This is a genomic window from Actinomadura macra NBRC 14102 (assembly GCF_001552215.1).
In the GTDB taxonomy this organism is placed as follows: domain Bacteria; phylum Actinomycetota; class Actinomycetes; order Streptosporangiales; family Streptosporangiaceae; genus Spirillospora; species Spirillospora macra.
The window spans coordinates 336663-361915 of sequence record NZ_BCQT01000004.1 but is presented as its reverse complement, the minus strand read 5'-3'; the positions used below and the strand labels follow the sequence as shown (position 1 = coordinate 361915).

The following is a 25253-nucleotide window of genomic DNA, read 5'->3' as shown; positions in this document are numbered from 1 at the left end:
CGCGCCCGCGCATCTACTGTGCATGGGGAATGAAGGAACCGACGAGACCGGCGGGGCCGACGGTGTTCGGCTGGAACTGCTCCCGTCCTTCCGCTGCCAGGTGGGAGGGCGGGAGGTCCGTCTGTCGGAGGGGATCTGCTCGTTGGTCGTCATGGTGGCCTTAGAAGAGACGTGGATCGCGAGACGCACCGTCCAAGCCAGGCTGTGGCCCGACGCGGAGCCCGTCGGTGCGGCGAAGCGGCTGCGGCAGGCGCTGTGGCGCGTCCGCCGGGAGACCGGCGGGAGGCTTCTGGAAGCCACGACTGGGCATATCCGGCTGGTGCAAGATGTCCGGGTCGACCTGTGTGAGGCCCGGAGTCTGGCGCGGTCGGTGATCGACAGGAAGGTCCCGCCGGAGCCCGCGCGGTCCGCCGATACGGGCGTCCTCGGCAGGGAACTGCTCCACGGCTGGACGGACGAGAAGGTGGAGGTCGTCCGGGTGCAGTGGGACAGGCTTCGCGTTCTCGCCCTGGAGCGGCTCGCCGAGCAGAGCCTGGCGTCCGGTGGCACGGTCGACGCGCTGGAACTCGCCGGGACGGCCGCGGCGGTCGATGCGTTCGGCGAGGCGCCTCACCGGATCATGGCGTCCGCCCACCTGGGCCGCGGCGATCACGCCAGCGCATGGCGCGTGTACACGGGCTACCGCCGGCTCCTCAAGCGTGAACTGGGACTCGAGCCGAGCACGGGGTTCAGCGAGTTGTTCGCATCGCTGAGGTAGCGCGCGGCGTTTCGGCACCAGGATGACGGTGGCCTTCACTGGCCGTCAGATACTTCATGGTTTGCATGGGTTTGCGAGTTGTGTACGCCTAAGATCCCTCCGTGGTGATCCCCCAGGCTCGCGATCTCGTCGCGCTGTACGAGGAGCACCAGACCGGTCTCGTCCGGATGGCCGTCCTGCTCGTTGGGGACGAGGCCACCGCCGAGGACGTCGTGCAGGACGTCTTCCTGCGCATGCAGGACAAGGCCCCGAAGCTCGACGATGAGAGCAAGCTCCTCGCCTATGTGCGCGCCGCAGTGCTGAACGGGTGCCGGATGACCTTGCGGCGGCGCAAGATGGTGTGGCGGCACACCGAACCGCATGAACCACCGGTCTGGTCGGCCGAGTCGGCCGCCCTGGCCGGGGAGGACCGCCGGGAGGTGATGGCGGCGCTGCGGCGACTGCCCCGCCGGCAGCGCGAGGCGCTCGTGCTGCGCTACTACCTCGACCTCAGCGATGCCGAGGTCGCGGAGGCGATGGGTATCCGTCCCGGGACCGTCCGGTCCACGATGGTCAGGGCGCTCGCCGCGCTGACCCGCGAGCTGGGGGAGGAGGCGCGATGACCGACATCGAGAACCGATTGCGTGACGCGCTGCGCGCCTCGGCGGACACGGTGGACGACAAGCCGAGGCCCTTCCCTGGACGGCGGCACCCTCGCAGGGAACGCATCGCCCGTGGCGCACCGCTGCGCGGCTGGGTGCTGCCGCTGTGCGCGGTCGTCACCGTCCTGGCGATGATCGCCGGGCTGGTGGTGCTGCGGGAACTGGTCCACCAGCCTGACCGCCGCCTCCAGAAGGTCCCGACGATGCCGCGGTTCCTCTTCGCCGGCTATCTCGCCGACGGGAAGAGTCCTTCCCGAGTGGAGGTCCGCGATTCGCGCACCGGACGACTGCTGGGATCGCGGGCCGCGCCGCGAGGCGTTACCTTTCACGGGCTGGCTGCCTCCGGCGATGGCAGGACGCTGTTCGTGCTCATGGGCGCGGGGACGGCGGGGCGCTGTGGCAGCAGCATCGCCAGATTTTCGGTCAACGCCACAGGGGAATTCACTGGCTATCGGCGTGTACCCGGTTCCTACATTTCGGGCATTCCCAGTGAGAAGAGCTCTCTCGCGGTCACACCCAGCGGAAGCAGGCTGGCCTATAGTGTCGCGGCCTGTTCGGCTGAGATACCCGCCGGAGAAAACGCGGTAGGCACACGTATCATGGCACTCGACACGCTGTCCGGCAGGCGGAAGGTATGGAAGGAAACTCAAGGTGCCAGCGATGGTAAACTGTCACTCTCAAACTCTGGTGACTGGCTCTTCTTTGTGCGTTCCAGGTATGTGAGCGATAATTCCGCGCACCGCAAGGACATTCACGAACTGCGGAGGCTTCCGGTGGCCACGGCACCGGCGGGGCATGTGGTCACCGTAAGTCGCGCCATTCGCGTGATCACAATGGGACGGAATTTTGAAGGAGTGGTTGCCAGCGCGGACGGTCGCCAGGCCCTGGTCGTCGAGTTTGCTCTCAAGGCGGTCGCGACGGATGAGCGTGCGTCCCCTTCTCCCTCTTCGGCTATGACCGAGGGATTTGTGGTTTCGGCCGATGATGGACGGGTGCTGCGTTCGATTCGTCGTTCTGGTGTCAGCTTCGTCGAGGGTGAGATTCTCAAGGCCGACGCCTCGGGGCGATTTGTGATAACGGCTACAGGGCTCTTCGACCTCGTGGACAAGAGGATGGCGGTCAAGCTTCCGGCGGTCGAGAGTTTCTACGACCTGGACTGGTGACCGGGCTCAGTAGATCTTCTGCCAGTCCGCGCACTTGGTGGTGCGTTTCTTATCCGGGGTCACGCCGCACTCGCGGGCATAGAGGTGGGTCGTGTAGTCGGATGTGAAGAACTTCCCGTAGTCCTGGTGGTACTTCAGATCCGCGGGGATGCCATTGGAGAGGAAGAAAAACACTTCGCTCGTGTGTCGGCCGTCGCCCTCGGTCGTTCTGAACTGCACGGCGGCGGCCCAGCCGTTGGACTTATCGTCCTGGAGCCATCCGCTGATGGTCACTTTGCCGGACCCGCGGGTGTACGTGCCGCCTGCCTGGACAGCCTTGTAGGCGCCGGTGGTCTCCCAGTTCTTGGCTGAGGCGCTGGCAGACGAGGCGCTGAGGTAGATGAGGACGAGTCCTGTGGAGATCGTCACGGTCGCGATGCGCCGCATGGGACCCTCCTGCCGCGTTGGGAGCAGTCCGAAAATAGCAGTCGGGTGGGTACGGGGAGGGCCCCACCGCGAAACGGTGGGGCCCCTGTGACTCAATGCGGGGGATGGCTCGGGCTCAGAAGATGCGCTTGCTCTTGCCGTAGGCGTACTTGCCGGTCTTCTTGTTGCGGCCGCACTCCTGCACGTACAGGTGGCCGGTGTAGCTGGAGCTGGTCTTGATGGCCACCTTCGCCGCACCGTCGTAGTTGTACTGGTTCCCGTTCCGGTCGATGCCGACGATCTTGTGCCGGGACCAGTAGCGCAGATTGCCTTCGGTGAAGAGGAAGCGCACGCAGGCCGTCCAGCCGTTCTTCTTGCCGTCGGCGAGGTATCCCTTCACGGTGACGGTGCTGCTGGTACGGGTGTAGGTGCCCCAAGCGCTGATGTTGGCGTAGGAGTTGTACGGCGCCCAGCTCTTGGCGGCGGCCTTGGTGGTGACGGTGGCGTCGGCGGGGGCGCCGACGACCGCCATGCCGGTCATCATGGTGCCGGCGGCCAGCGCCACGGCAGCAAATCTCCGCATTGGTCCCTCCGTATGGTGATCTTCCGGGGTTTAGCGGGGAAACCTAGCAGGACGGGCAAGATCATTTTTATGGAGAGCTTAGATCGAGATCACCGTGGCCGAAACCGGCGATGCGGCGAACCGCAACGGCTTCCCCGTCGTCCAAAGGTCTCGGGCGTGCTCCGCTCGGGCTGAACGAGCCGGAGATCATGACCAAGATCACACCGGTGTCATTCCTCTTCCAGCGCGTCGAGCAGGGCCCGCATGTCGAGGAGAGCGGTCCGCGCGAGCTCGGTGACGGAGTCCAGCGCCGCCCTCGCGTCCGCCTCGGTTCCGGCCATGCCCGCCTCGGCGGCGCGCACGAGGCGCGCGGTGTGGTCGAGGACGGTGGCGCGCAGACCGAGTGCCACCCGGTGCCGTTCCGCCTGGACGGCCTCGCCCGTGCGCGCCGCCATGGTCTCCCGCGCCGTCGCCTCCCAGCGCTGGCCCCGCCCGGTGACGGTCTTGCCCCAGGCCCAGAACGGCAGCAGGACGAGGACGCCGAACAGGCCGCCCGCGCCGAGCGTGAACGGGATGACGCCCGATGTCTGCTCGGTCTCCGGGTCGGTCACCAGCAGCACCGTGAACGTCACCGCCCAAGGCACCGCGCCGATGAACGGGGCGGGCCAGGTCCGCCTGCCGTGCCGGGCGTGCCCGCCCACCGCGTAGACCGCGACCATCTCCGCCGGGGCGCCGATCAGCAGCAGCGCGAGGAGCGACTGGGCCTGTGTCCCGGCGGTGAGGGCCGCGGCGATGTCCATGGCGGCCAGCCCGCCGAGGGCGAGGTAGGGGGCGCGGCGCCGCCACCACAGCGGGACGCCGCGCAGCAGCAGGAAGACGACGATCGCCGCGGCGCCCATGGTCGAGGCGTGCCCGAGGATCGGCTCGGGCGGGGTGAAGGCCACCAGCGCCGGGAGTATCGCGCAGGAGGCGACCACCGTCGCGTCCAGCACCTCGGACCATCCCAGCCGCCGTCCGCCGCCGGAGATGGTCGGCAGCACCGCCTGGACCGTCCAGCCCGCCAGGCCGGTGTCTCGCGCTTCGGTGAGCATCGTGTCCCGTGAACGGGACACTTCTTTGGTGCGCTCGGCAGCGGCGGCGGTCAGGGTCCCGCCCAAGGCCTCCGCGCGCTCGCGCATGCCGGCGATACCGCGCCCCGTGCCGAGAGCCGGGACCGCGGCGTCCTCGGCGGGCGCCTCGTTGGCGACCAGGAGTTCGATCGCGCCCGGCACGTGGCGGACCTCGACCGCCACGGGGGCGCCCGGGGCGTAGCGCATCGCGTTGGTCAGGGACTCCTGGACGATCCGGTACGCGGCCATGCCCACCTCGGGACGCAGCCTCGGTGTGCGTCCCTCGATCGTCAGCGAGACCGGGACGCCGAGCCGGGCCAGGCCCTGGCAGAGCTGGGGAAGGCTGGAGTCCAGGCCGCCGTCCGGGTCCTGCGGGCCCATGACGTCGACCAGGCGGGTGAGCGCGCGCAGGACGTCGCGGCCGGTGTCGGCGGCGGCCGCGAGCGCCTGCCGCTTCAGGTCGGGGTCGGTCGTCCGGGAGACGGCGCCGCTGTGCACGACGACGGCGCTGAGGTGATGGCCCGCGACGTCGTGCAGGTCGCGGGCCAGCCGCTCGCGCTCGGAGCCCGCCGCCGCGCGCCGGGCCCGCTCCGCTTCGGCGAGCTGCTCCGCGAGCGCTCGCCGCCGCTGCTTGTACTGCTGGCGGAGCTGGCCGAGCGCGGTGATCACCACGTAGTACAGGACGTTCAGCGTGCAGTTGAGCAGGCCGTCGGCCAGGCTCTTCGTCAGCGGCGCGACGGTGGCCAGGGACACCGCGATGGCGACGGCGCCGCCGACCATCACCTGCCGACGTTCCCGGTGCACCGCGAGCGAGTAGAGGGCGACCGCGTCCGAGAGACCGCCGACCAGGGTGTCGGGGGTGCCCATCACGAGGACACCGGCCCCCGAGCAGGCGATGGTGGCCACGAGGACCGGCACCGGCGCCGTCCGCCGCCAGATCAGCGCGACGCACGCGATGACGACGCAGGCGAGCGCGGCCATCCAGCGGCCCTGGCTGCGGTGGAGGTCGTCCGCTGCCGCCAGTGCCCAGGACCCGCCGATCTGGACGGTCGCCAGCAGTGCGGGCACGGCGAAATCCGGCACACTCGGCCACGGCGCCGCCCCCCTGGGCGCCCCCGGCGGCCGTGCGACCTCAGCTTTCTTTCGTCCCCGTTTCCCCACGCCACGACCTTACGGGGGGTTTGACGGGTGGTTGGTCCGTTCAAAACGTCGGTGGGGGATGCATGACCCGAACCAGGTCCACGGGTAATCGCTTCGTTACGCAGACGTCCTGACGGTAACGGTGGAACTATGCCTGACGTGCGTGGTCGTGTCCGGGGGGCGGCGGTCGCCGCGGCGATGCCGCTGGTGGCCGCGCTGTTCGTCCTGCCCGCGAACGCCGCCGCCCCGCCCGCGAGCGACGAACGGCCGCCCGCCGCGCTTGCCGCGCCTCCCGCGGCCGCCGTGCCGCCGCCGGAGCCCGTGCAGCATGAGAGCATCCCGACCTATGACGTCGTGCTGACCCTCCGCACCGACGGGATCTTGCAGGTCAGGGAGACGATCACCTATGACTTCGCGCGTGGCGGGGAGCATGGGATCGTCCGGCGCGTCCCGTTCCGGCACGCCGACCGGCTCTACGACGTCCGCAACGTCCGCACCAGCTCCTCGACCGGCGCCCCGGCCCGTGCCAGGACGCTCACGCTCCTGCACGACGTGCAGATCAGCGTCGGCGACCGGCACCGCGAGGTGCGGGGGCGGCAGGCGTACGTGATCGAGTACGAGATGGCGTGGGTGTTCACCCCCCACACCGACCACGACGAACTGGTGTGGGACGCGCTCGGGACGTCCTGGGACGTGCCCATCGGGAACGCGGCGGTGCGGGTCGAGGCGCCGGTACCTCTCTGGCATGTGAACTGCCGCGCGGGTGCGCGGGGCGAGACGACGAGGTGCCTGCGCGATCGTGACGGCCCCTACGCGGTGGACTTCACGCAGAGCGCGTTGCGGCCCCATGAGGGCATGACGGTCCGGGTCCGGCTGCCGAAGGGGGCGATCTCCGTGCCGCCGCCCCGGTACGCGCCGCCGCATTGGACGGGAACGTGGCCCGGTACGGCGGTGCTCGCGCTGGCCGTCGGCGCGGTGGTGCTGGTGGCGCGGCGCCCGGCACCGCACCGGCGGGCGGGATGGGGGCTCATCGCGGTGGGCGCGCTGCTCGTCGTGGCCGACGTCGGCGACGACGTCGTGGCCCGGGGGCCGTGGGCGTTCTCGCTGGGCGACCGGTCCCTCGCAGGGCTCGCCCTCATGATCGTCGGGGCGGCGATCGTCCGGGCGCATCGGTCCGGGACAGTGAAACGTGGGGCGAGCGCGCTCAGGGAGGACTAGAGTTGATCGGTCGCCGGGGCGAACTGATCAACCCGGACGGACGTCTACCAAGGTGACGGACGTGAGGACCGGGCCACCGCGGCCATGGTCGAGACGGCGGAGGGAGGCGCGGGGGAGTGCGGGAATACCTGCTCACCATCCTGGCCGCCGCCCTCGTCGCCTATCTGCTGACCCCCACCGTGCGCCGGTTCGCCGTGTGGTTCGGCGCGCAGGCCGTCCCCCGCGACCGTGACGTCCACGTGATCCCGACGCCGCGGCTCGGCGGGCTCGCGATGTTCGGCGGGATGGTGGCCGCGCTGATCGTCGCGTCCGGGCTGCCGGAGATGCGCAAGTACCTCGGGGACGGTGAGGTCGACGTCGGCAAGGCGCTGCTGATGTCGGGCGGGCTGATCGTGCTGATCGGCATCGCCGACGACCGCTGGGAAGTGGACGCGCTCACCAAGTTCGCCGGCCAGGTCGCCGCCGCCGGGATCTTCATCATGCAGGGCATCCAGATCTATGTGATCCCGATGCCCAACGGCGAGTCGCTGTCGCTGCCGCCCGCCTACGGGGTGCCGCTCACGGTGCTCGTCGTCGTCGCGACGATCAACGCGGTGAACTTCATCGACGGCCTGGACGGGCTGGCCGCGGGCGTCGTGGGGATCGCGGCGCTGGCCCTGTTCTCCTACGCCTACCTGCTGTCGAAGAGCAACGGGATGACGACCCTGAGCGGCGCGACGCTCACCGCGGCGATCCTGTTCGGGATGTGCGCGGGCTTCCTGCCGCACAACTTCAGCCCCGCCAAGATCTTCATGGGGGACACCGGCTCGATGCTGATCGGGCTGCTGCTCAGCGCGTCCACGATCATGCTGACCGGACGGTTCGACCCCGCCGTCCTCGCCAACGGGCTCTTCCCGTTCTACGTGCCGCTGCTGCTGGTCCCGGCGGTGGCCGCGGTCCCGTTCATGGACATGCTGCTCGCCGTGTGGCGGCGCACCAACCAGGGCAGGTCGCCCTTCTCCCCGGACAAGCAGCACCTGCATCATCGGCTGCTGGAACTCGGCCACTCCACCCGCCGCGCCGTGCTGATCATGTACTTCTGGGTGGGGCTGCTCGCCTCCGGCCTGGTCGGGCTCGCGCTGTTCGACGCCGCCTGGATCACTCTCGGGGCGACCGTGACGGTCGCGCTCGGCGGGATGCTGCTGATGCTGCTGACCCCCGGGCGCCGCCGCCGCGGCGCCGCCGCCGAACGCGAGGGGCACGGTGACCGTGACCGCCCCGCCGAACGCCCCACCATGCCGGTCTAGTTATTTCGTCCTGACTCGCGGGGGACTGCCATCCGTGCCGGGCATGTCGCGACATGTCTGGAGAGTGACGCTTTGTAGAACACCTCCGGATGGCAGCACGGGACGGGTGTAGCACGGGCGGCCCAGGGTAGAAGATCTGAACCTCTGAGCATGCGTCACGCGGCGTGTTTGCTCCGGCCGCCGCGTTCGCGGCGCGTCCGGGAAGTTCCCCCGGATTCTATGGTCTGGCCTGGGTTAAGGTCCGTGGTGCGAGCATGGTTCGGACGGGCGCCCGGCAGCGGCCGTCGCGTTACCTCTAGGGTAATTGTGGACAATCCGGACGCTTGTGATACCTTTCACGAACGAGAGACGAACACTGACCGTGACCAGCCGGAGCCCTCATGCAACCGTCTGACGCCCGGATTCTCCGCGGCGCCGCGCTCCCGACCGCGATGGTCGGGGTGGGTGCCGTACTGATCGGCCTGCTGACCGCCGGCGCCAAGGGCGCCCTCGCGGCCGCGCTGGCCGCCGTCGTGGTGATCGCCTTCTTCTCGATCAGCGCACTCGCGGTCTCCTGGGCCGCCAAGGTCTCCTCGCAGACGATGATGCTCGCCGCGCTGGCGAGCTATCTCGTGAAGATCCTCGCTGTGATGGTGCTGGTCACGGCCATGGACGGCGTCTCGATCTGGAACACCACGGTCTTCGGCTGGACGGTCGTCGGGCTCGCCCTGACCTGGATCGCCGCCGAGTTCCGCGTCGCCCTGCAGAAGGGGAGGCCCTACATTGACGAGCCCGAGAACGTGCTCGACCGGAGCCCGTGATGCCACGCGCGCGGACGGTGCTGGCATCTTCGGACTACTCCAATATGACCACCGCCGGGATGGCCTGCTATCGTCCGGAGCGCGATGAGCGAGCAGAAACGTCGGCCGGAAGACGGCCAACGGGAATTCGCCGACGCCGCTTGGTCCGCGCCCAGCTACCTCCTGTCCGGGATGGTCATTTGGGGTGGGCTCGGCTGGTTGCTGTCCAAGTGGACGGGTCTGATCTGGTTTACCCCGATCGGCCTGGTCATCGGTGTCGTGCTCGCCATCTACCTGATCTACGTGAAGTACGGTCGCCATCCCCTCTGAGCGGCCCCGCCGCCGAGGAAGCCTTCGTGATCCATCACCACATTGATGAAGGGAACGCCGCGTGAACGCGCTGACGGTCCTCGCCTCCGGAGGGGAGGAGTTCCAAGCCCCGGGGCCAGAGCTCTTCGACTTCCCGCCGCTGTTCGCCGGCGGCCCGGAGTGGCTCACCAAGCCCCTTGTCTTCTCGGTGGTCGGCGCGCTCGTGGTGTGCGTCTTCCTCTGGAGCGCCTTCTCCAACCCGAAGCTGGTGCCGAGGGGCATCCAGAACGTCGGCGAGGTCGGCTACATGTTCGTCCGCGACCAGATCGGGCGGCCGTTCCTCGGCAAGGACACCGAGCGGTGGATGCCGCTGCTCATGTCGCTGTTCTTCCTGATCTGGACCTGGAACATCTTCTCGGTCGTCCCGATCATCCAGTTCCCGATCGCCTCGCACATCGCGTTCCCGGCGGTCCTCGCACTGAGCGTCTACTTCCTCAAGGTCTACCTCGGCATCAAGAACCAAGGCCCCGCGAAGTACTTCACGAACCTGATCCCCCGGGGCCTGCCCAAGCCGATCTACGTGCTGCTGGTGCCGATCGAGTACCTGTCCACGTTCATCCTGGCCCCCTTCACCCACGCGGTGCGGCTCTTCGCCAACATGTTCGCCGGCCACATGATCCTGGCGTTCTTCAGCCTCGTCGGCTTCTGGTTCATCTTCGAGAAGCCCACGCCTCTCGGGTTCGGCGTCGGCATCGTCGGCGTGCTCATGACCATCGTGATGACCGCGTTCGAGATGTTCATCCAGTTCCTGCAGGCGTTCCTGTTCACGATGCTCGCCGCCATGTACATCCAGAGCGGCCTGCACGCGGACCACTAGACCTATGGGTCGCAGTGCCCCCACGGTGCGCGTCCCAAACAGATCACCTCGATAAGCCAGACCGGCGGACACTCCGCCGGCCGACAGAAAAGGAAAGAACCCATGACGGGAGTCCTCGCTGAGGTCAGCGGCAACGTCACCGCGATCGGGTACGGCCTCGCGGCCATCGGCCCCGGTATCGGCGTCGGGATCATCTTCGGCCAGGGTGTGAACGCGATCGCCCGCCAGCCGGAACTGACGGGCGTCATCCGTACCAACATGATGCTGGGCTTCGTCCTCACCGAGGCGCTCGCCCTGATCGGACTGGTCGCGCCGTTCCTCTTCCAGAGCATCAAGTAGTCCGAGTTCCCTGAGGGAGGGCTGCACACATGATCACCGCGGCTTCCGTTATCGCGGCGGAGGAGAACAACCCCCTCATCCCGCACACCTACGAGCTCGTCGTCGGAATCTTCTCGTTCCTCGTCGTCGTGATCGTCGTCGGCAAGATCCTCACCCCGCGCATCCAGAAGACCCTTCAGGAGCGCACCGACGCGATCGAGGGCGGACTCATCCGGGCCGAGAAGGCCCAGGAAGAGGCGCGGCAGACGCTGGAGCAGTACAAGGCCCAGCAGAAGGACGGCCAGCTTGAGGCGTCCCGGCTGCGCAAGAAGGCCGAGGAGCAGGGCGCTCAGATCATCGCGGAGATGAAGGAGCAGGCCCAGGCCGAGGCGCGCCGCATCATCGAGGCCGCCAAGGCCCAGATCGAGGCGGAGCGTCAGCAGGCGCTGCAGTCGTTGCGGGCCGAGATCGGCGCGGTCTCGGTCGAGCTGGCCGGACGTGTGGTGGGCGAGTCCCTGGAGGACAGCGCCCGCCAGAGCCGGGTGGTCGACCGGTTCCTCGAAGAGCTTGAGGAGCGCGCCCGCACGCAGGAGCAGATCACATCATGACCATCACGGGAGCGGTGAGCAGGGCGTCGCTGGCCGAGGCGCGGGAGCGGTTCGAGGCGGTTGTGGCTTCGGCGGTTGCCGGGGGGTCTGGGGGGTCGTCCCCCCAGAATGACTCGGGGTCCGGCCTGGCCGGGCTCGGCGGCGACCTGTTCGCGGTGCTGCACCTGATCGACCGCGAGCACGGGCTGCGGCGGGCGGTCTCCGACCCGGCGCGGGACGGTGCCGACAAGGCGCAGCTCGTCCAGATCCTGCTGGAGGGCAAGGTGTCGCCGGCCGCTCTCGGGCTGGTCGCCGAGGTCGTCCGGCTGCGCTGGTCCAAGCCGTCGGAGCTGTCGGACGCGGTGGAGACCCTCGCGGTCACCGCCGAGGCCGCCCGCGCCGAGGCCGACGGGCGCATCGACGACCTGGAGGACGAGCTGTTCCGGTTCTCCCGGGTCATCGAGGGCGAGATCGCCCTGCGCGGCGCGCTGGCCGCGCCCGGGCTGCCGGACGAGCGCAAGCTCGGCCTGGTCGAGTCGCTGCTGGAAGGCAAGGTCACGCCGTCCGCGCTGACGCTGATCACCGAGCTGGTGCTGCGTCCGCGAGGACGTAGCCTGGAAGGCGGGCTGGCCGAGTACGGCAAGATCGTCGCCCAGCGCAGGCAGCGGCTCGTCGCGCTCGTCCACACTCCGGTCGAGCTGTCGGAGGCGCAGCGCGGCAGGCTGGCCGCGGTGCTCGCCGCCGCCTACGGCCACGAGGTACACCTGAACATCGAGCTCGACCCCACGGCGATCGGCGGTCTGTCGGTCGAGATCGGGGACGAGATCATCGACGGCACGATCGCCGGACGGCTGGACGATGTCCGCCGGCGGCTCGGTACCGGCTGACGCCGCCCGAGCTGACCCCAAGGGAGCAAGAGAGGAATCATGGCGGAGCTGACGATCCGTCCGGATGAGATCCGGAACGCGCTGGAGCGCTTCGTCCAGTCGTACGAGCCTGAGGCCGCCGCGCGCGAAGAGGTCGGCACCGTCGTCGATTCCGGCGACGGTATCGCCCACGTCGAGGGGCTGCCCTCCGCGATGGCGAACGAGATCCTCGAGTTCGAGGACGGTACACGTGGCCTGGCTCTGAACCTGGACGTGCGCGAGATCGGTGTCGTTGTCCTGGGTGACTTCAGCAAGATCGAGGAGGGTCAGAAGGTCCGCCGGACCGGCGAGGTCCTCTCGGTCCCGGTCGGCGACGGCTTCCTCGGCCGTGTCGTGGACTCGCTGGGCAACCCGCTGGACGGCAAGGGCCCGATCGAGAGCACCGAGCGCCGCGCGCTCGAACTGCAGGCGCCCACCGTCGTGCAGCGGCAGTCGGTCAAGGAGCCGTTGCAGACCGGCATCAAGGCCATCGACGCGATGACCCCGATCGGCCGCGGCCAGCGGCAGCTGATCATCGGTGACCGGCAGACGGGCAAGACCACCGTCGCCGTGGACACCATCATCAACCAGCGCGAGGCGTGGGAGACCGGCGACGAGAGCAAGCAGGTCCGCTGCATCTACGTCGCGGTGGGCCAGAAGGGCTCCACGATCGCCAACGTCCGCCGCTCCCTGGAGGAGGCCGGCGCGCTGGAGTACACCACGATCGTGGCGGCGCCCGCGTCCGAGCCGGCCGGCTACAAGTACATCGCCCCCTACACCGGGTCGGCGATCGGCCAGCACTGGATGTACCAGGGCAAGCACGTCCTGATCGTCTTCGACGACCTGTCGAAGCAGGCCGAGGCGTACCGCGCGGTGTCGCTGCTGCTGCGCCGCCCGCCGGGCCGCGAGGCCTACCCCGGTGACGTGTTCTACCTGCACTCGCGGCTGCTGGAGCGCTGCGCGAAGCTGTCGGACGACCTCGGCGCCGGCTCGATGACGGGTCTGCCGATCATCGAGACCAAGGGCAACGACGTGTCGGCCTACATCCCGACGAACGTCATCTCGATCACCGACGGGCAGTGCTTCCTGGAGACGGACCTGTTCAACCAGGGCGTCCGCCCGGCGATCAACGTCGGTATCTCGGTGTCCCGGGTCGGCGGCTCGGCGCAGATCAAGGCGATGCGCAAGGTCGCCGGCACGCTGCGCCTGGCCCTGTCGCAGTTCCGCGACCTGGAGGCGTTCGCGGCGTTCGCGTCCGACCTGGACGCCGCGTCCCGCGCCCAGCTCGACCGCGGTGGCCGTCTGGTCGAGCTGCTCAAGCAGCCGCAGGGCAGCCCGTTCCCGGTGGAGCAGGAGGTCGTGTCCGTGTGGGCGGGCACCTCCGGCGAGCTGGACGAGGTGCCGGTCGCGGACGTGCGCCGCTTCGAGCGCGAGTTCCTCGACTACGTCGAGCGCGAGGAGAGCGGTCTGCTCACCTCGATCCGCGAGACGGGGCAGCTCTCCGACGACGGTCTCACCAGCCTCAAGAACGCCATCACGGAGTTCAAGAAGGGCTTCCAGACCAGCGAGGGCGACCTGCTGGGCGCGGAGGAGCCGGTCGAGGCGATCGAGGACGAGGCCGTCGAGCAGGAGACGATCACCCGCGTCAAGAAGGGCTGATCGGCCATGGCCGCACAGCTTCGTCAACTCCGGCAGCAGATCAAGACGGTGAAGTCGACCGCCAAGATCACGCGTGCCCAGGAGATGATCGCCACGTCGCGGATCGTCAAGGCCCAGCAGGCGGTGGCGGCGTCCAAGCCGTACGCCGACCAGATCACGCAGGCCCTGACCGCGCTGGTGAGCCATCACGTCGGTATCGACCACCCGCTGCTGCACGAGCAGCCGGCCGACAACCGCAGTGCCGTCCTGATCGTCACCAGCGACCGGGGGTTCTGCGGCGCCTACAACGCCAATGTGATCCGCGAGGCCGAGTCGTTGATCAAGGCGCTGCGTGAGGACGGGCGCGAGCCCGTTCCCTACGTCGTCGGGAACAAGGGCATCACCTGGTACCGGTTCCGGGACCGGGAGGTCGCCGAGACCTGGCACGGGTTCAGCGACCGGCCGGCCTTCGCGGACGCGGAGGGGATCGGGCGGCGGCTCGCCGAGGACTTCCTCAAGACCGACGCCGAGGGCGGGGTCGGCGAGATCCACGTCGTGTACACCGAGTTCGTCTCGATGCTGACGCAGACCGTCCAGGTCAAACGGCTGATGCCGCTGGAGATCGCGGAGCGCGAGAGCACGGGTACCGTCCCGCCGGCGTACGAGTTCGAGCCGTCCGCCCAGGCCGCGCTCGACCTGCTGCTGCCCAACTATGTCGAGAGCCGCATCTTCCACATGCTGCTCCAGTCGGCGGCGTCCTTCCAGGCGTCCGTCCGGCGGGCCATGAAGTCCGCGACCGACAATGCCAACGAACTGCTCGGGGTCTACACGCGCCAGATGAACCAGGCGCGGCAGGCCGCGATCACCCAGGAAATCAGCGAGATCGTCGGTGGCGCTGACGCGCTCGCCGAATCTGGCGGGGAGTGATAATGACTGCTCAGGTAGAGACGGCGACCGCCACCGGCCGCGTCGCCCGCGTCATCGGACCGGTCGTCGACGTGGAGTTCCCCGCCGACGCCATTCCGGAGATCTACAACGCGCTGCACGTCCAGGTCACGCTGGGCGGCGAGGAGAAGACCCTGACCTTCGAGGTCGCCCAGCACCTGGGCGACAACATGATCCGGGCGATCTCGATGCAGCCGACGGACGGCCTGGTCCGCGGCGCGCCGGTGAGCGACACCGGCCAGTCCATCGCGGTGCCGGTCGGGGACATCACCAAGGGGCACGTGTGGAACGCCCTCGGCGAGTCGCTGGACGTTCCGACGGCCTCCCTTGAGGTGAACGAGCGGTGGGGCATCCACCGCGGCGCCCCGGCGTTCGACCAGCTGGAGTCCAAGACCGAGATGCTGGAGACCGGCATCAAGGTCATCGACCTGCTGGCCCCGTACGTCAAGGGCGGCAAGATCGGGCTGTTCGGCGGCGCGGGCGTGGGCAAGACCGTCCTCATCCAGGAGATGATCCGCCGTGTCGCCCGCAACTTCGGTGGCACCTCGGTGTTCGCCGGCGTCGGCGAGCGCACGCGTGAGGGCAACGACCTCTGGGTGGAGATGGACGAGGCGGACGTCCTCAAGGACACCGCCCTGGTGTTCGGCCAGATGGACGAGCCGCCGGGTACCCGGCTGCGCGTCGCGCTGGCCGGCCTGACGATGGCGGAGTACTTCCGCGACGTCCAGGGCCAGGACGTGCTGCTGTTCATCGACAACATCTTCCGGTTCACCCAGGCGGGCTCGGAGGTCTCCACCCTGCTCGGCCGCATGCCGTCCGCGGTGGGCTACCAGCCGACCCTGGCGGACGAGATGGGCGTGCTACAGGAGCGGATCACCTCGACGCGCGGTCACTCGATCACCTCGATGCAGGCGATCTACGTGCCCGCCGACGACATCACCGACCCGGCGCCGCACACCACGTTCGCGCACCTGGACGCCACCACGACGCTCGCGCGGAGCATCTCCGAGAAGGGCATCTTCCCGGCGGTGGACCCGCTGGACTCCACGTCGCGGATCATGGACCCGCAGATCCTCGGGACCGAGCACTACGAGGTCGCCCAGGAGGTCAAGCGGATCCTGCAGAAGTACAAGGAGCTCCAGGACATCATCGCGATCCTCGGTATCGACGAGCTCTCCGAGGAGGACAAGGTCACCGTCCAGCGGGCGCGGCGCATCGAGCGTTTCCTGTCGCACCCGATGTACGTGGCGGAGCAGTTCACCGGCCAGCCCGGTGTGACGGTCTCCAAGGACGAGACGGTCGCCTCGTTCAAGGCTCTCGCCGAGGGCAAGTACGACCACCTGCCCGAGCAGGCGTTCTTCATGTGCGGTGGCATCGAGGATGTCGAGAAGAAGGCCAAGGAGCTGGAGAAGTAATCAGCTTCGGTGAGGTCGGGCTCGGCGCGGGCCCGGCCTCACCGGATCCACTCCAGTATTCGGAGGAGAGACAGTGGCAACCCTGAAGGTCGGGCTGGTGTCGCCGGAGCGTGAGCTCTGGTCCGGCGAGGCCAGGACGGTGGTCGCGCAGACCATCGAGGGCTCGCTCGGCATCCTGCCGGGCCACGCCCCGGTGCTGGGCGTCCTCCTCGACGGCAGCGTGGTGAAGATCGAGCCCGCGAACGGCGACAAGGCGATCATCGCCATGGTCGGCAGCGGCTTCTTCTCCGTCGCCGGAGACGAGGTGGCGGTGCTGGCCGAGCAGGCCGAGCTGAGCGGTGAGATCGACGTTCCGGATGCCGAGCGGGCGCTGGAGGAGGCCGTCGGCGGCGAGGACGCGACGGCCGAGCGGCGGGCCCGCGCGCGGCTGCGCGCCGCGGGCATCGAAGCCTAGGACCTGCATCAAGGTGTCCCCGGCGGTCACGCGGGCGAAGCGATGTCGCGCTCGGACGAGGACGGTCAGGGGGGCGAGCCGCCAGGCGAGTCCCCTCGGGCCGGGATGCGGTAACACAGCGTAGTTGTGAGCGAATGGCGGGGGGATTTGGGCGGGCACCTGGCACTTGATGCGGGCGGGGTGCTCGCCGCCGTCATCCTGGTGGTGGCGCTGGTCTTCGTGGCGATGACCGTCCGCCGGTGGTTGTTCGTCCGTGGCGGCGGTGCCGTCGAGTGCAGCCTGCGGGTGCTGCCCATGGAGGGTGCGCCCGGGGCGTGGAGGCTCGGCATCGGCCGCTACAAGGGCGATGTCCTGCACTGGCATCGCGTGTTCGGCTTCCGCCGCAGGCCCCGGCAAGTGATCCACCGCCGGGGCCTTGTCGTGTCCAACCGCCGCAGCCCCGACCCGGGCGAGGCGGAGGGACTGCTGCCGGACGTGAGCGTCATCGAGGTGCGCGACGGCGACCTCACCGTCGAGCTGGCGATGGGCGCGGCGGCTCTCACCGGCTTCCTGGCCTGGCTGGAGGCGGCTCCACCCGGCTTTCCGGTGGACATCCACCCCCCGGACGAGTCCTGACCCGCCGCAAGCGAACGTAAGAAGCGGGTATGGAGTTGGTGTGCGACGGGCGCGTCCGTTGAGGCGGGCGGGGTGCGGGACCAGGATCGCTGCTGGTCCGCTCCCTTCCTTTGGCAGGAGTGCTCGTGCGCAAGCGACTCATCGGCGCCGTCGGGGCGTCGGCTGTGGTGGCGGTGTCGGCCGCCCTGTTGTCCGTCCCGCCCGCGGGCGCGGATCCGGCCAAGGCCGACCTCGCGACGCTGGTCACGCTCAAGGACCTGCGGCGGCATCTGGCCGCGTTCCAGGAGATCGCCGACTACAACGGCGGTGACCGCGCCGCGGGGCGTCCAGGTTCCGATATCTCGGTGCGGTATGTGGAGGGACGGCTGCGCAAGGCGGGGTTCGAGCCGGTCGTGCAGAAGTTCACGTTCCCGTACTGGCGGGAGAAGTCCGGGGCGGCGTTCTCCCAGACGGCACCGCACAAGGTGTCCTACAAGCGGGGCGACGACTTTCTGACGATGGGCTTCTCGGGCTCGGGGGACGTGACGGGACCCGTGACCGCCGTGGACGTCCCGTCGTCGGGCGAGGGCACTAGCGGGTGCGAGGCCGCCGACTTCACGGGGATCCCCACCGCGGCCGTCGCCCTCGTGCAGCGCGGCGGGTGCACGTTCGAGACGAAGGCGTCCAGGGCCAAGGCGGCCGGAGCGGGCGCCGTGCTGATCTACAACAGGGCGGGCGAGAAGGGCCCGGTCCAGGGCACCATGAACAAGCCGCAGTCCCTCCCGGTGCTGAGCATCACGCACGCCTTGGGGGCGGAACTGGTCAAGGCGTCCGGGACCGCCGAGCCGAAGGCGGCCAAGGTGTCCGAGAAGGCCAGGGCGGGCGGGCTCAGGGTGCGGGTGAAGACGGACACGTCGCACGGGAGGCGGTCGGCGTCCAATGTCGTCGCCGACACCGAGTACGGGCGCGCCGGGAACGTCGTGCTGCTCGGTGCCCATCTCGACAGCGTCCGTGAGGGGCCGGGCATCAACGACAATGCCACCGGCGCGTCCGCGCTGCTCGCCGTCGCCGAGAAGATCAGCGCGCTCGGCGCGAAGGGCCTGCGGAACCGGGTGCGTTTCGCCTGGTGGGGGGCCGAGGAAGAGGGCCTGCGCGGTTCGACCCACTACGTGCGGACGCTGACCGACGCCGACCGGCGCAAGATCGCGCTGAACCTCAACTTCGACATGCTCGGGTCGGTGAACGGCGTCCGGGGCGTGTACGACGGCGACCATTCCCTCGGTGCGGGGACGAAGCCACCGGCCGGGTCGGGCGCGATCGAGAAGATGTTCCTGGACTACTTCGCGGGTCGCAAGCTCCCGACCTCCCAGACCGAGTTCAACGGCCGTTCCGACTACGGCCCGTTCGTCGAGCGTGGCATCCCGGCGGGCGGTCTGGAGTCCGGCTCGGACGGGGTGAAGACCAGCGCGGAGGCGAAGGCGTTCGGCGGCAGGGCGGGCAAGGTGTACGACCCCTGCTATCACGCCAAGTGCGACCGGCTGAAGAACGTCAACCTCAAGCTCTTCGACACCAACGCCGACGCCGTGGCGTGGGTCGCCCAGCACCTCGCCGCCAGCACCGTCGCCGTGAACGGCCATTCCCGCCTGGACACCGCACGCGATGCCCGGTACGCCCCGTCCTGGCGGGGGTCGCTGCTGATCCGCTGAGCGCGGCGCGTCTACGTCGCGGACGGGGCGAAGAGGGCGCGGTCGAACTGCGGGAGCCATTCGCGTCCGGGGTCGAAGGGCCGGTGCACCGCCGCGGTGTGGGCGATGAGCAGGGGCAGCACCGGATGCCGGTTCGGCTCGTGCCAGATCAGCGACCAGGGGTACACCGGGATCGGTTCGACGACCGGCATCCGGACGACGTCCGGATGCCATGGGATGCGGGTCTTCTCGCCGATGAAGCTGTAGACGGAGTCGGACGAGCCGATCCGCTCCACGAAATGCTCGTACCCGAAGTTGGGTCCGGACAGGTCGATGCCGATGGCGAAGTCGGCGCTGAGATGGCGGTAGAACTCCGACCATTCGCTGTCCCGGGCGTTGCCCGGCATCCATGCGGTCGTGCCCCCCAGATCGGAGATGGGGACCGCTGAACGGCCGGCGAGCGGGTGTCCCCGGCCGGCCAGGAGATGCAGCGGCTCCAGGTAGACGGGTGCGTGGACGAGCGGCGCGTCGAGGCCGGCGACGGCGCGGCCGAAGAAGGCGTCGATCCTGCCCGCCCGGAGCGCGGGGGCGGCGCTGGTGAGCCCGTCGGACGTGACGATCTCGATCTCGACGTCCGGTACGGACTCGTGGAAGACCCGGACCAGCTCGATCGAGGCGATACGGGTGTCGAGCACGTCCACGCGGAAGGTACGCGACCGGCGGTGCAGGCGCTCGACCGCCTGGTCGGCGAGGTCGAGCAGGGCGCGGGCCGAGACGAGGAACGAGCGGCCGTCCGCGGTGGGCTCGGCGCCGCCGCTCGTCCGTGCCAGCAGGGCCGCGCCGAGGTCGGACTCCAGCTTCGCGATCCGCTTGGAGACCGCCTGCTGGCTCAGGCCGAGCCGCGCGGCGGCGTCGCTGAACGAGCGGTCGTCCGCCACGGCCACGAAGGCGCGGATCGCGCCGAGGTCCAGGTCCATTCAGCTCCTACTACAACGACCTGTTGTGATCGTTTCCGTGCCGGTTGTTGGACGTGCCAGGTGAATAGGCGATGTGATGCCGGCACCGGCGGAAGCCTACAACCAGTGGGGGTAGTCGATGGGCTCCTTCGTGCATCTGCACGTCCATACGGAGTACTCGATGCTCGACGGCGCGGCGAAGGTGGGACCGCTCATCGCCGAGGCCGCGCGGCAGGGCATGCCCGCCGTCGCCATGACCGACCACGGCAACGTGCACGGCGCCTTCGAGTTCCACCGGACGGCCGAGCGCCATGGCGTCAAGCCGGTCATCGGCATCGAGGCGTACGTGGCCCCGGCGTCGCGGCGGCACCGCGAGCCGGTGTTCTGGAGCGACGACCCGGCGCTGCGGAGGTCCGACGAGCGGACGGGGGCGGGCGGCGACGTCTCCGGACGCGGCCTCTACACCCACATGACGATGTGGGCCGCGTCGGCCGACGGGCTGCGGAACCTGTTCCGGCTCCAGTCCCGGGCCTGGCTGGAGGGGCGCGCCCAGAAGTATCCGCGCATGGACGATGAGATCCTGGCCGAGCACGCGGCGGGCGTCATCGCCACGACCGGCTGCCCGTCCGGGGAGGTCCAGACCCGGCTGCGCCTCGGCCAGTACGACGCGGCCGTCGAGGCCGCCGCCCGGTACCGCGACATCTTCGGGACGGGCGACTACTTCCTGGAGCTCATGGATCACGGCCTGCCCATCGAACGCCGCGTCCGCGACGACCTGCTGCGGATCGGCCGCGACCTGGGGCTGCCGCCGCTGGCCACCAACGACTCCCACTACGTGACCGAGGACCGGGCGGAGGCACATGACGCGCTGCTGTGCATCGGCACCGGCAAGCGGCTCGCCGACACCGACCGCTTCCGGTTCGGAGGCAGCGGGTACTACCTCAAGACGGCGCCGGAGATGCGCGCGATGTGGGACGCGCAGGTCCCCGGCGCCTGCGACAACACGTTGCTGGTCGCCGAGCGCGCCGGCGACTACGGCGCGGTGTTCGCCCACCGCGACCTGATGCCGCGGTTCCCCGTTCCGGACGGGGAGACCGAAGCGTCCTGGCTGCGCGCCGAGACGCTGGCCGGCGCGCGCCGCCGGTACGGGGGAGACCCGCCCCGGCAGGTGCTGGAGCGCATCGACTATGAGCTGTCGGTCATCGACGGCATGGGCTTCCCCGGCTACTTCCTGGTGGTCGCCGACATCTGCCGGCACGCCCGCGCGAGCGGCATCGGCCTCGGCCCGGGGCGGGGGTCGGCCACCGGCTCGATGGTCGCCTACTGCACCGGGATCACCGAACTGGATCCGATCGAGCACAAGCTGATCTTCGAGCGGTTCCTCAACCCCGAGCGCGTCACGATGCCCGACATCGACCTGGACTTCGACGACCGCCGCCGCGACGAGATGATCGAGTATGTGACCCGCCGGTACGGCGCCGACCGGGTCTGCCAGATCGTCACCTTCAGCACGATCAAGGCGAAGGCCGCCGTGAAGGACGCGGGCCGGGTGCTGGGGTTGCCGTACGCGCTCGGCGACCGGATCACCAAGGCGTTCCCCGCCGCGGCCGGCGGCCAGGAGATCCCCCTCTCCGCCGTCCACGACCCGTCCCACCCCCGGTACGGCGAGGCCACCGAGCTGCGGCGGATGTACGAGGAGGAACCCGACGTCAAGCGCGTCCTCGACACCGCCCTCGGCGTCGAGGGGCTGACCCGCGGCACCGGCGTCCATGCCGCGGGCGTCATCCTGTCGTCGGACCCGCTGATCGACGTGCTGCCGCTGGCCCGTCCCAAGGCGGACGGGCCGGTCGTCACCGGCTTCCCGTTCACGCAGGCCGAGGACATGGGCCTGCTGAAGATGGACTTCCTCGGGCTGCGCAACCTCACGGTCATCAATGACGCCATCGCGGGCGTCGCGGCCAACAAGGGCGTGGAGATCGACATCCTCAACGTTCCGCTGGACGACGCCCTGACCTACGAACTGCTGGCGCGCGGCGACACGCTCGGGGTGTTCCAGCTGGACGGCGGCGGGATGCGGACGCTGCTGAAGCTGATGCGGCCGACCGAGTTCACCGACATCGCCGCCGTGTCCGCCCTGTACCGGCCCGGCCCGATGGAGATGAACGCCCACACCAACTATGCGCTGCGCAAGACCGGACGGCAGAAGGTCGAGCCCATCCACCCGGAACTGGCGGAGGCGCTCGAACCGATCCTCGGCGACACCTACCACCTGGTCGTCTTCCAGGAGCAGGTCATGGCCATCGCCCAGCAACTCGCCGGGTACTCCCTGGGCGCGGCGGACCTGCTGCGCCGCGCGATGGGCAAGAAGAAGAAGGAGGTGCTGGACGCCGAGTGGGGACGCTTCCGCGCGGGGATGAGCGAGCGGGGCTTCTCCGACGAAGCGATCCGGGCCGTCTGGGACGTCCTGGTGCCGTTCAGCGGCTACGGCTTCAACAAGTCCCACACCGCCGGCTACGGGCTGGTGTCGTATTGGACGGCCTACCTGAAGGCCAACCATCCCGCCGAGTACCTGGCCGCGCTGCTGACGTCCGTGGGCGATGACAAGGACAAGATGGCCGTCTACCTGTCGGACTGCCGTCGCCTTGGCATCCGGGTGCTGCCACCGGACGTCGACCAGAGCGCGCTGGGCTTCGCGGCGGTCGGCGGCGACATCCGCTTCGGCCTGGGTGCGATCCGCAACGTCGGCACCGGGGTGGTGGAGGCGATCATCGCGACCCGCGAGCGGGAGGGCGGCTTCACCGGCTTCGCCGACTTCCTCGCCAAGGTCCCGGCGGTCGTCTGCAACAAGCGCGTGATCGAGTCGCTGGCCAAGGCGGGCGCGTTCGACGGGCTGGGCCATCACCGCCGGGCCATCGTCCGGCTCCACGAGCAGGCCGTGGACGCGGCCATCGACATCAAACGGCACCAGGCGCAGGGCCAGGACGCGCTGTTCGGGACGTCCGCAGGCCCCGGCCCTGACCCCGCACTCGACCCGGGAACAGCGATCACCGTCCCGGACGGGGAGTGGGATCGGGCCACACTGCTCGCCCACGAACGGGAGATGCTCGGCCTCTACGTCTCCAGCCACCCGCTCGACGGCGCGGAGCAACTGCTGAAGGCGCACCGCGACCTCTCCCTCGCCGACCTCCTCGCCTCCGGCGGCACGGACGGGCCGGACTCCGGCGGAGGCACGACCTTCCACGCCCAGAAGGGCCTGGTACGGGTGAGCGGCATCATCGCCTCGCTCCAGCGCAAGGTCACCAAGCGCGGCGATCCGTGGGCGATCGTCACGCTGGAGGACCTGGACGCCGCACTGGAGTGCCTGATCTTCCCCAAGACCTACCTGCTGTTCGCCGACCTGCTGGCCGAGGACCTGGTCGTCTCGCTACGGGGACGCGTCAACGTGCGGGACGACACGCTGAGCGTCCATGTCGAGGACCTCACCGTCCTCGACATGGACGCTCAGCGGGACCATCCGCCCGTGGTGATCGCGGTGGCCGAGTCGCGGGTGACGCTCCGGCTCGTCCGGGATCTGAAGCAGATCCTCATCGCCCACCCCGGTCCGGCGCCGGTGCACCTGCTGCTGCGCCGGCGTTCCGGGGCCACGGACGTCCTGTTCGACCTGCCGGACTTCCGGGTCGCTCCCACGCCCGCCTTCTACGGGGACGTCAAGCCTTTGCTTGGCCCTCAGCCGGCCTCGTCCGCGTGATCCTGACGATCGGGCCGGGTCGGTTGATCAGGCGGGGGAGACGATGATGCTGCCGTCGCCGGTGGTGAGCTTGACGAGACGCGGCGACGCGGAGTCGTTGTGGACGGCCGGGTCGATCTTCTTGCCGCCGGTTCCGGTGCTGAGGTCGAGCTTGTAGGGCTGGCCGCCGGGAAGCCGGACGCTGATGGTGCCGGTACCGGTGGTGGCGCGGACGTTGCTCGGCGGCGCCGCGAGCGCGAGGCTGATCTGACCGTCGCCGGTGCGGGCCATGATCCGGTCGGTGCTCAGCCCGTCGGCGTCGATGGTGCCGGTGTCGGTGCGCAACTCGGCGGTGGTGGCGCGTCCGCTGACGCGGATGGTGCCATCGCCCGAGCGGGCGGTGACCCGGTCGGCGGTGAGGCCGGTCGCGTTGATCGCCCCCGTGCCGGTGCGCAGGTCGGCGGTGCCGACGCGGCCCGACACCCGCAGCCGCCCGTCGCCGGCGCTGATCGACACCGTGGACGCGCGCAGGTCGCTCGCGGTGATGGCGCCGGTGCCGGTCCTGAGCCGGACGGCCCCGGCGAGACCGGCGACGTTGATCGAGCCGTCGTCGTTGACGATCTCGACGGCAATGGAGCGCGGCACCTCGACGCGGTAGGACACCCCGCAGGCGCCGCCCCAACCGATCACGTTCCTGCCGCACTTGGCCGACAGGGAGAGCATCCCGCCTTCGACGACGTGCTCGGCCTCCGGCTTGTTCCGCTCGTTCGACCAGCTCCGCTTCTCGTGCACCCTGATGCCGGGGGAGTCGGACGCGACGATCTCCACCCGCCCGCTGCCGGCCTTCACCTTCAGCTTGGTGACGCCCGCGGGCCCGTCATAGGAGGTGGTCTCCTCGTGCCGGCCGCCGACGCTCAGGCCGCATCCCGTCAGCGTCACCGCCAGAACGGCCAGCACCGTCACGCCAATCAGGATCCTCACGTCGCCACTCCCGTCGCCTCGTCCCCGTACGAGGACCAGCTTCCACCTGCGAGGGAGACCGTCACCAGGAGGCGGGCCGGTATCTCCAGGGTGGGGTTAGCCCCACCTCCGGCTCCGCTCAGCGTTCCCCGCCGGGCTTCCACAGGATGTCCCCGTGCCCGGCGTTCGCGACCCGGCAGAGGATGAACAGCAGGTCCGACAGCCGGTTGAGGTAGCGGGCCGTCAGCGGGTTGACGCCGCCCTCCGGGCCGGCAGGGCCGGCTTCGGCGGCGCCGCCCGCGCCGGTCACGGGCGCGGCCCCGTGCGCCTCGATGGCCGTCCACGCGGACCGTTCGGCCCGCCGGGTCACGGTCCGCGCGACGTGCAGCAGCGCCGCGCCGGGCGTCCCGCCGGGGAGGATGAAGCTGCGCAGTGGCGGGAGGGCCTCGTTGTGCTCGTCGCAGGCCGCCTCCAGCCGGTCGACATAGGACGGGTCGACGCGCAGCGGCGGATACCGCGGGTCGGGCACCACCGGCGCGCACAGGTCGGCGCCCACGTCGAACAGGTCGTTCTGGATGCGGGTCAGCAGCGTGACCAGGTCCTCGGGGAGCGAGCCGAGCGCCAGCGCGGCGCCGATCGCGGCGTTGGCCTCCTCGACGTCCGCGTAGGCCGACAGGCGCGGATCGGTCTTGCGGGTGCGGGACGCATCGCCCAGAGCGGTGGTGCCGTCGTCACCGGTCCGGGTGTAGATACGCGACAGGACGACGGGGTTCTCCCTGTTCTTCGCCATGACCGTCACCCTAGTACCGGTCGCCCCCACGGC

At 69.7% G+C, this 25253-nt stretch carries 24 protein-coding genes; 18 read left to right on the top strand and 6 right to left on the bottom strand.

Translation table 11 applies throughout. The features are described from left to right. Positions 1-22: 22 nt before the first annotated feature. The 3 genes from AMA02S_RS06495 to AMA02S_RS41415 all read left to right on the top strand — a co-directional run bounded on the left by AMA02S_RS06495 (position 23) and on the right by AMA02S_RS41415 (position 2561). Complete coding sequence (locus tag AMA02S_RS06495; RefSeq protein ID WP_067453103.1) at positions 23-757, top strand: AfsR/SARP family transcriptional regulator; 735 nt, start codon at positions 23-25, stop codon at positions 755-757. Between the two features lie 101 nt (positions 758-858). After that, positions 859-1359 carry an RNA polymerase sigma factor gene (locus AMA02S_RS06490; protein ID WP_245667376.1) on the top strand — a complete coding sequence of 167 codons (501 nt, stop codon included), beginning with the start codon at positions 859-861 and terminating at the stop codon, positions 1357-1359. Then, complete coding sequence (locus AMA02S_RS41415) at positions 1356-2561, top strand: hypothetical protein (RefSeq protein WP_157430416.1); 1206 nt, start codon at positions 1356-1358, stop codon at positions 2559-2561. Before AMA02S_RS06490 ends, AMA02S_RS41415 begins: the two co-directional genes overlap by 4 nt. 6 nt (positions 2562-2567) lie before the next feature. Here the strand turns inward: AMA02S_RS41415 and AMA02S_RS06480 are convergent, their stop codons facing one another. From AMA02S_RS06480 to AMA02S_RS06470, 3 genes are all read right to left on the bottom strand, one after another. Continuing rightward, on the bottom strand, positions 2568-2987 hold the full coding sequence (locus AMA02S_RS06480; protein WP_067453095.1) for a hypothetical protein: 420 nt from the start codon (positions 2985-2987) through the stop codon (positions 2568-2570). 115 nt (positions 2988-3102) lie between these two features. After that, entirely contained in the window at positions 3103-3549 is a 447-nt protein-coding gene (locus tag AMA02S_RS06475; protein ID WP_157430415.1) for a hypothetical protein, read from the bottom strand. A gap of 209 nt (positions 3550-3758) precedes the next feature. Further along, positions 3759-5705 (bottom strand): sensor histidine kinase, encoded by a 1947-nt coding sequence (locus AMA02S_RS06470; RefSeq protein WP_067453090.1) that lies wholly within the window; start codon positions 5703-5705, stop codon positions 3759-3761. Positions 5706-5927: 222 nt separating this feature from the next. Here AMA02S_RS06470 and AMA02S_RS06465 point away from each other — a divergent pair, with 222 nt between their 5' ends. The 14 genes from AMA02S_RS06465 (at position 5928) to AMA02S_RS06400 (ending at position 18808) form a co-directional block, all read left to right on the top strand. Next, complete coding sequence (locus AMA02S_RS06465) at positions 5928-6995, top strand: DUF2207 domain-containing protein (protein WP_067453087.1); 1068 nt, start codon at positions 5928-5930, stop codon at positions 6993-6995. A gap of 116 nt (positions 6996-7111) precedes the next feature. Then, positions 7112-8281, top strand: a complete 1170-nt coding sequence (locus AMA02S_RS06460; RefSeq protein ID WP_067453084.1) for an MraY family glycosyltransferase — start codon at positions 7112-7114, stop codon at positions 8279-8281. Positions 8282-8661: 380 nt separating this feature from the next. Then, entirely contained in the window at positions 8662-9081 is a 420-nt protein-coding gene (locus AMA02S_RS06455; RefSeq protein WP_067453080.1) for a Cg1360 family ATP-synthase-associated protein, read from the top strand. 84 nt (positions 9082-9165) lie between these two features. Then, positions 9166-9390 carry an AtpZ/AtpI family protein gene (locus AMA02S_RS06450; RefSeq protein ID WP_067453077.1) on the top strand — a complete coding sequence of 75 codons (225 nt, stop codon included), beginning with the start codon at positions 9166-9168 and terminating at the stop codon, positions 9388-9390. A gap of 61 nt (positions 9391-9451) precedes the next feature. Further along, complete coding sequence (gene atpB / locus AMA02S_RS06445) at positions 9452-10246, top strand: F0F1 ATP synthase subunit A (RefSeq protein WP_067453074.1); 795 nt, start codon at positions 9452-9454, stop codon at positions 10244-10246. A 102-nt stretch (positions 10247-10348) separates the two neighbouring features. Further along, positions 10349-10585: an ATP synthase F0 subunit C gene (gene atpE, locus AMA02S_RS06440; RefSeq protein ID WP_067453071.1), complete on the top strand. Its 237-nt coding sequence runs from the start codon at positions 10349-10351 to the stop codon at positions 10583-10585. A gap of 29 nt (positions 10586-10614) precedes the next feature. Beyond that, complete coding sequence (locus AMA02S_RS06435) at positions 10615-11172, top strand: F0F1 ATP synthase subunit B (protein WP_067453068.1); 558 nt, start codon at positions 10615-10617, stop codon at positions 11170-11172. Beyond that, complete coding sequence (locus tag AMA02S_RS06430; protein ID WP_067453066.1) at positions 11169-12038, top strand: F0F1 ATP synthase subunit delta; 870 nt, start codon at positions 11169-11171, stop codon at positions 12036-12038. The genes AMA02S_RS06435 and AMA02S_RS06430 overlap by 4 nt, the downstream gene beginning before the upstream one ends. A gap of 39 nt (positions 12039-12077) precedes the next feature. Further along, positions 12078-13715 carry a F0F1 ATP synthase subunit alpha gene (gene atpA / locus AMA02S_RS06425; protein WP_067453063.1) on the top strand — a complete coding sequence of 546 codons (1638 nt, stop codon included), beginning with the start codon at positions 12078-12080 and terminating at the stop codon, positions 13713-13715. A 6-nt stretch (positions 13716-13721) separates the two neighbouring features. Further along, positions 13722-14621 carry a F0F1 ATP synthase subunit gamma gene (locus AMA02S_RS06420; RefSeq protein WP_067453060.1) on the top strand — a complete coding sequence of 300 codons (900 nt, stop codon included), beginning with the start codon at positions 13722-13724 and terminating at the stop codon, positions 14619-14621. A gap of 2 nt (positions 14622-14623) precedes the next feature. Further along, positions 14624-16054, top strand: coding sequence for a F0F1 ATP synthase subunit beta (gene atpD, locus AMA02S_RS06415; protein WP_067453057.1), 1431 nt, complete (start codon positions 14624-14626; stop codon positions 16052-16054). 73 nt (positions 16055-16127) lie between these two features. Further along, positions 16128-16508, top strand: a complete 381-nt coding sequence (locus AMA02S_RS06410) for a F0F1 ATP synthase subunit epsilon (protein WP_067453052.1) — start codon at positions 16128-16130, stop codon at positions 16506-16508. A gap of 126 nt (positions 16509-16634) precedes the next feature. Further along, on the top strand, positions 16635-17123 hold the full coding sequence (locus tag AMA02S_RS06405) for a DUF2550 domain-containing protein (RefSeq protein ID WP_281181846.1): 489 nt from the start codon (positions 16635-16637) through the stop codon (positions 17121-17123). Positions 17124-17248: 125 nt separating this feature from the next. Continuing rightward, on the top strand, positions 17249-18808 hold the full coding sequence (locus tag AMA02S_RS06400) for a M28 family peptidase (protein WP_067453953.1): 1560 nt from the start codon (positions 17249-17251) through the stop codon (positions 18806-18808). A gap of 11 nt (positions 18809-18819) precedes the next feature. Here the strand turns inward: AMA02S_RS06400 and AMA02S_RS06395 are convergent, their stop codons facing one another. Then, on the bottom strand, positions 18820-19764 hold the full coding sequence (locus AMA02S_RS06395; protein ID WP_067453049.1) for a LysR family transcriptional regulator: 945 nt from the start codon (positions 19762-19764) through the stop codon (positions 18820-18822). A 118-nt stretch (positions 19765-19882) separates the two neighbouring features. On the opposite strand from AMA02S_RS06395, the gene dnaE reads away from it, so the two are divergent. After that, entirely contained in the window at positions 19883-23491 is a 3609-nt protein-coding gene (dnaE, locus tag AMA02S_RS06390) for a DNA polymerase III subunit alpha (protein ID WP_067453046.1), read from the top strand. Between the two features lie 27 nt (positions 23492-23518). Here the strand turns inward: dnaE and AMA02S_RS06385 are convergent, their stop codons facing one another. Together AMA02S_RS06385 and AMA02S_RS06380 are read right to left on the bottom strand one after the other, a co-directional pair. Further along, complete coding sequence (locus AMA02S_RS06385; RefSeq protein ID WP_169806785.1) at positions 23519-24451, bottom strand: DUF4097 family beta strand repeat-containing protein; 933 nt, start codon at positions 24449-24451, stop codon at positions 23519-23521. Between the two features lie 118 nt (positions 24452-24569). Then, the gene (locus AMA02S_RS06380) at positions 24570-25220 is read right to left on the bottom strand and encodes a cob(I)yrinic acid a,c-diamide adenosyltransferase (protein ID WP_067453040.1); all 651 of its coding nucleotides are present in this window, start codon (positions 25218-25220) and stop codon (positions 24570-24572) included. Positions 25221-25253 lie beyond the last annotated feature (33 nt).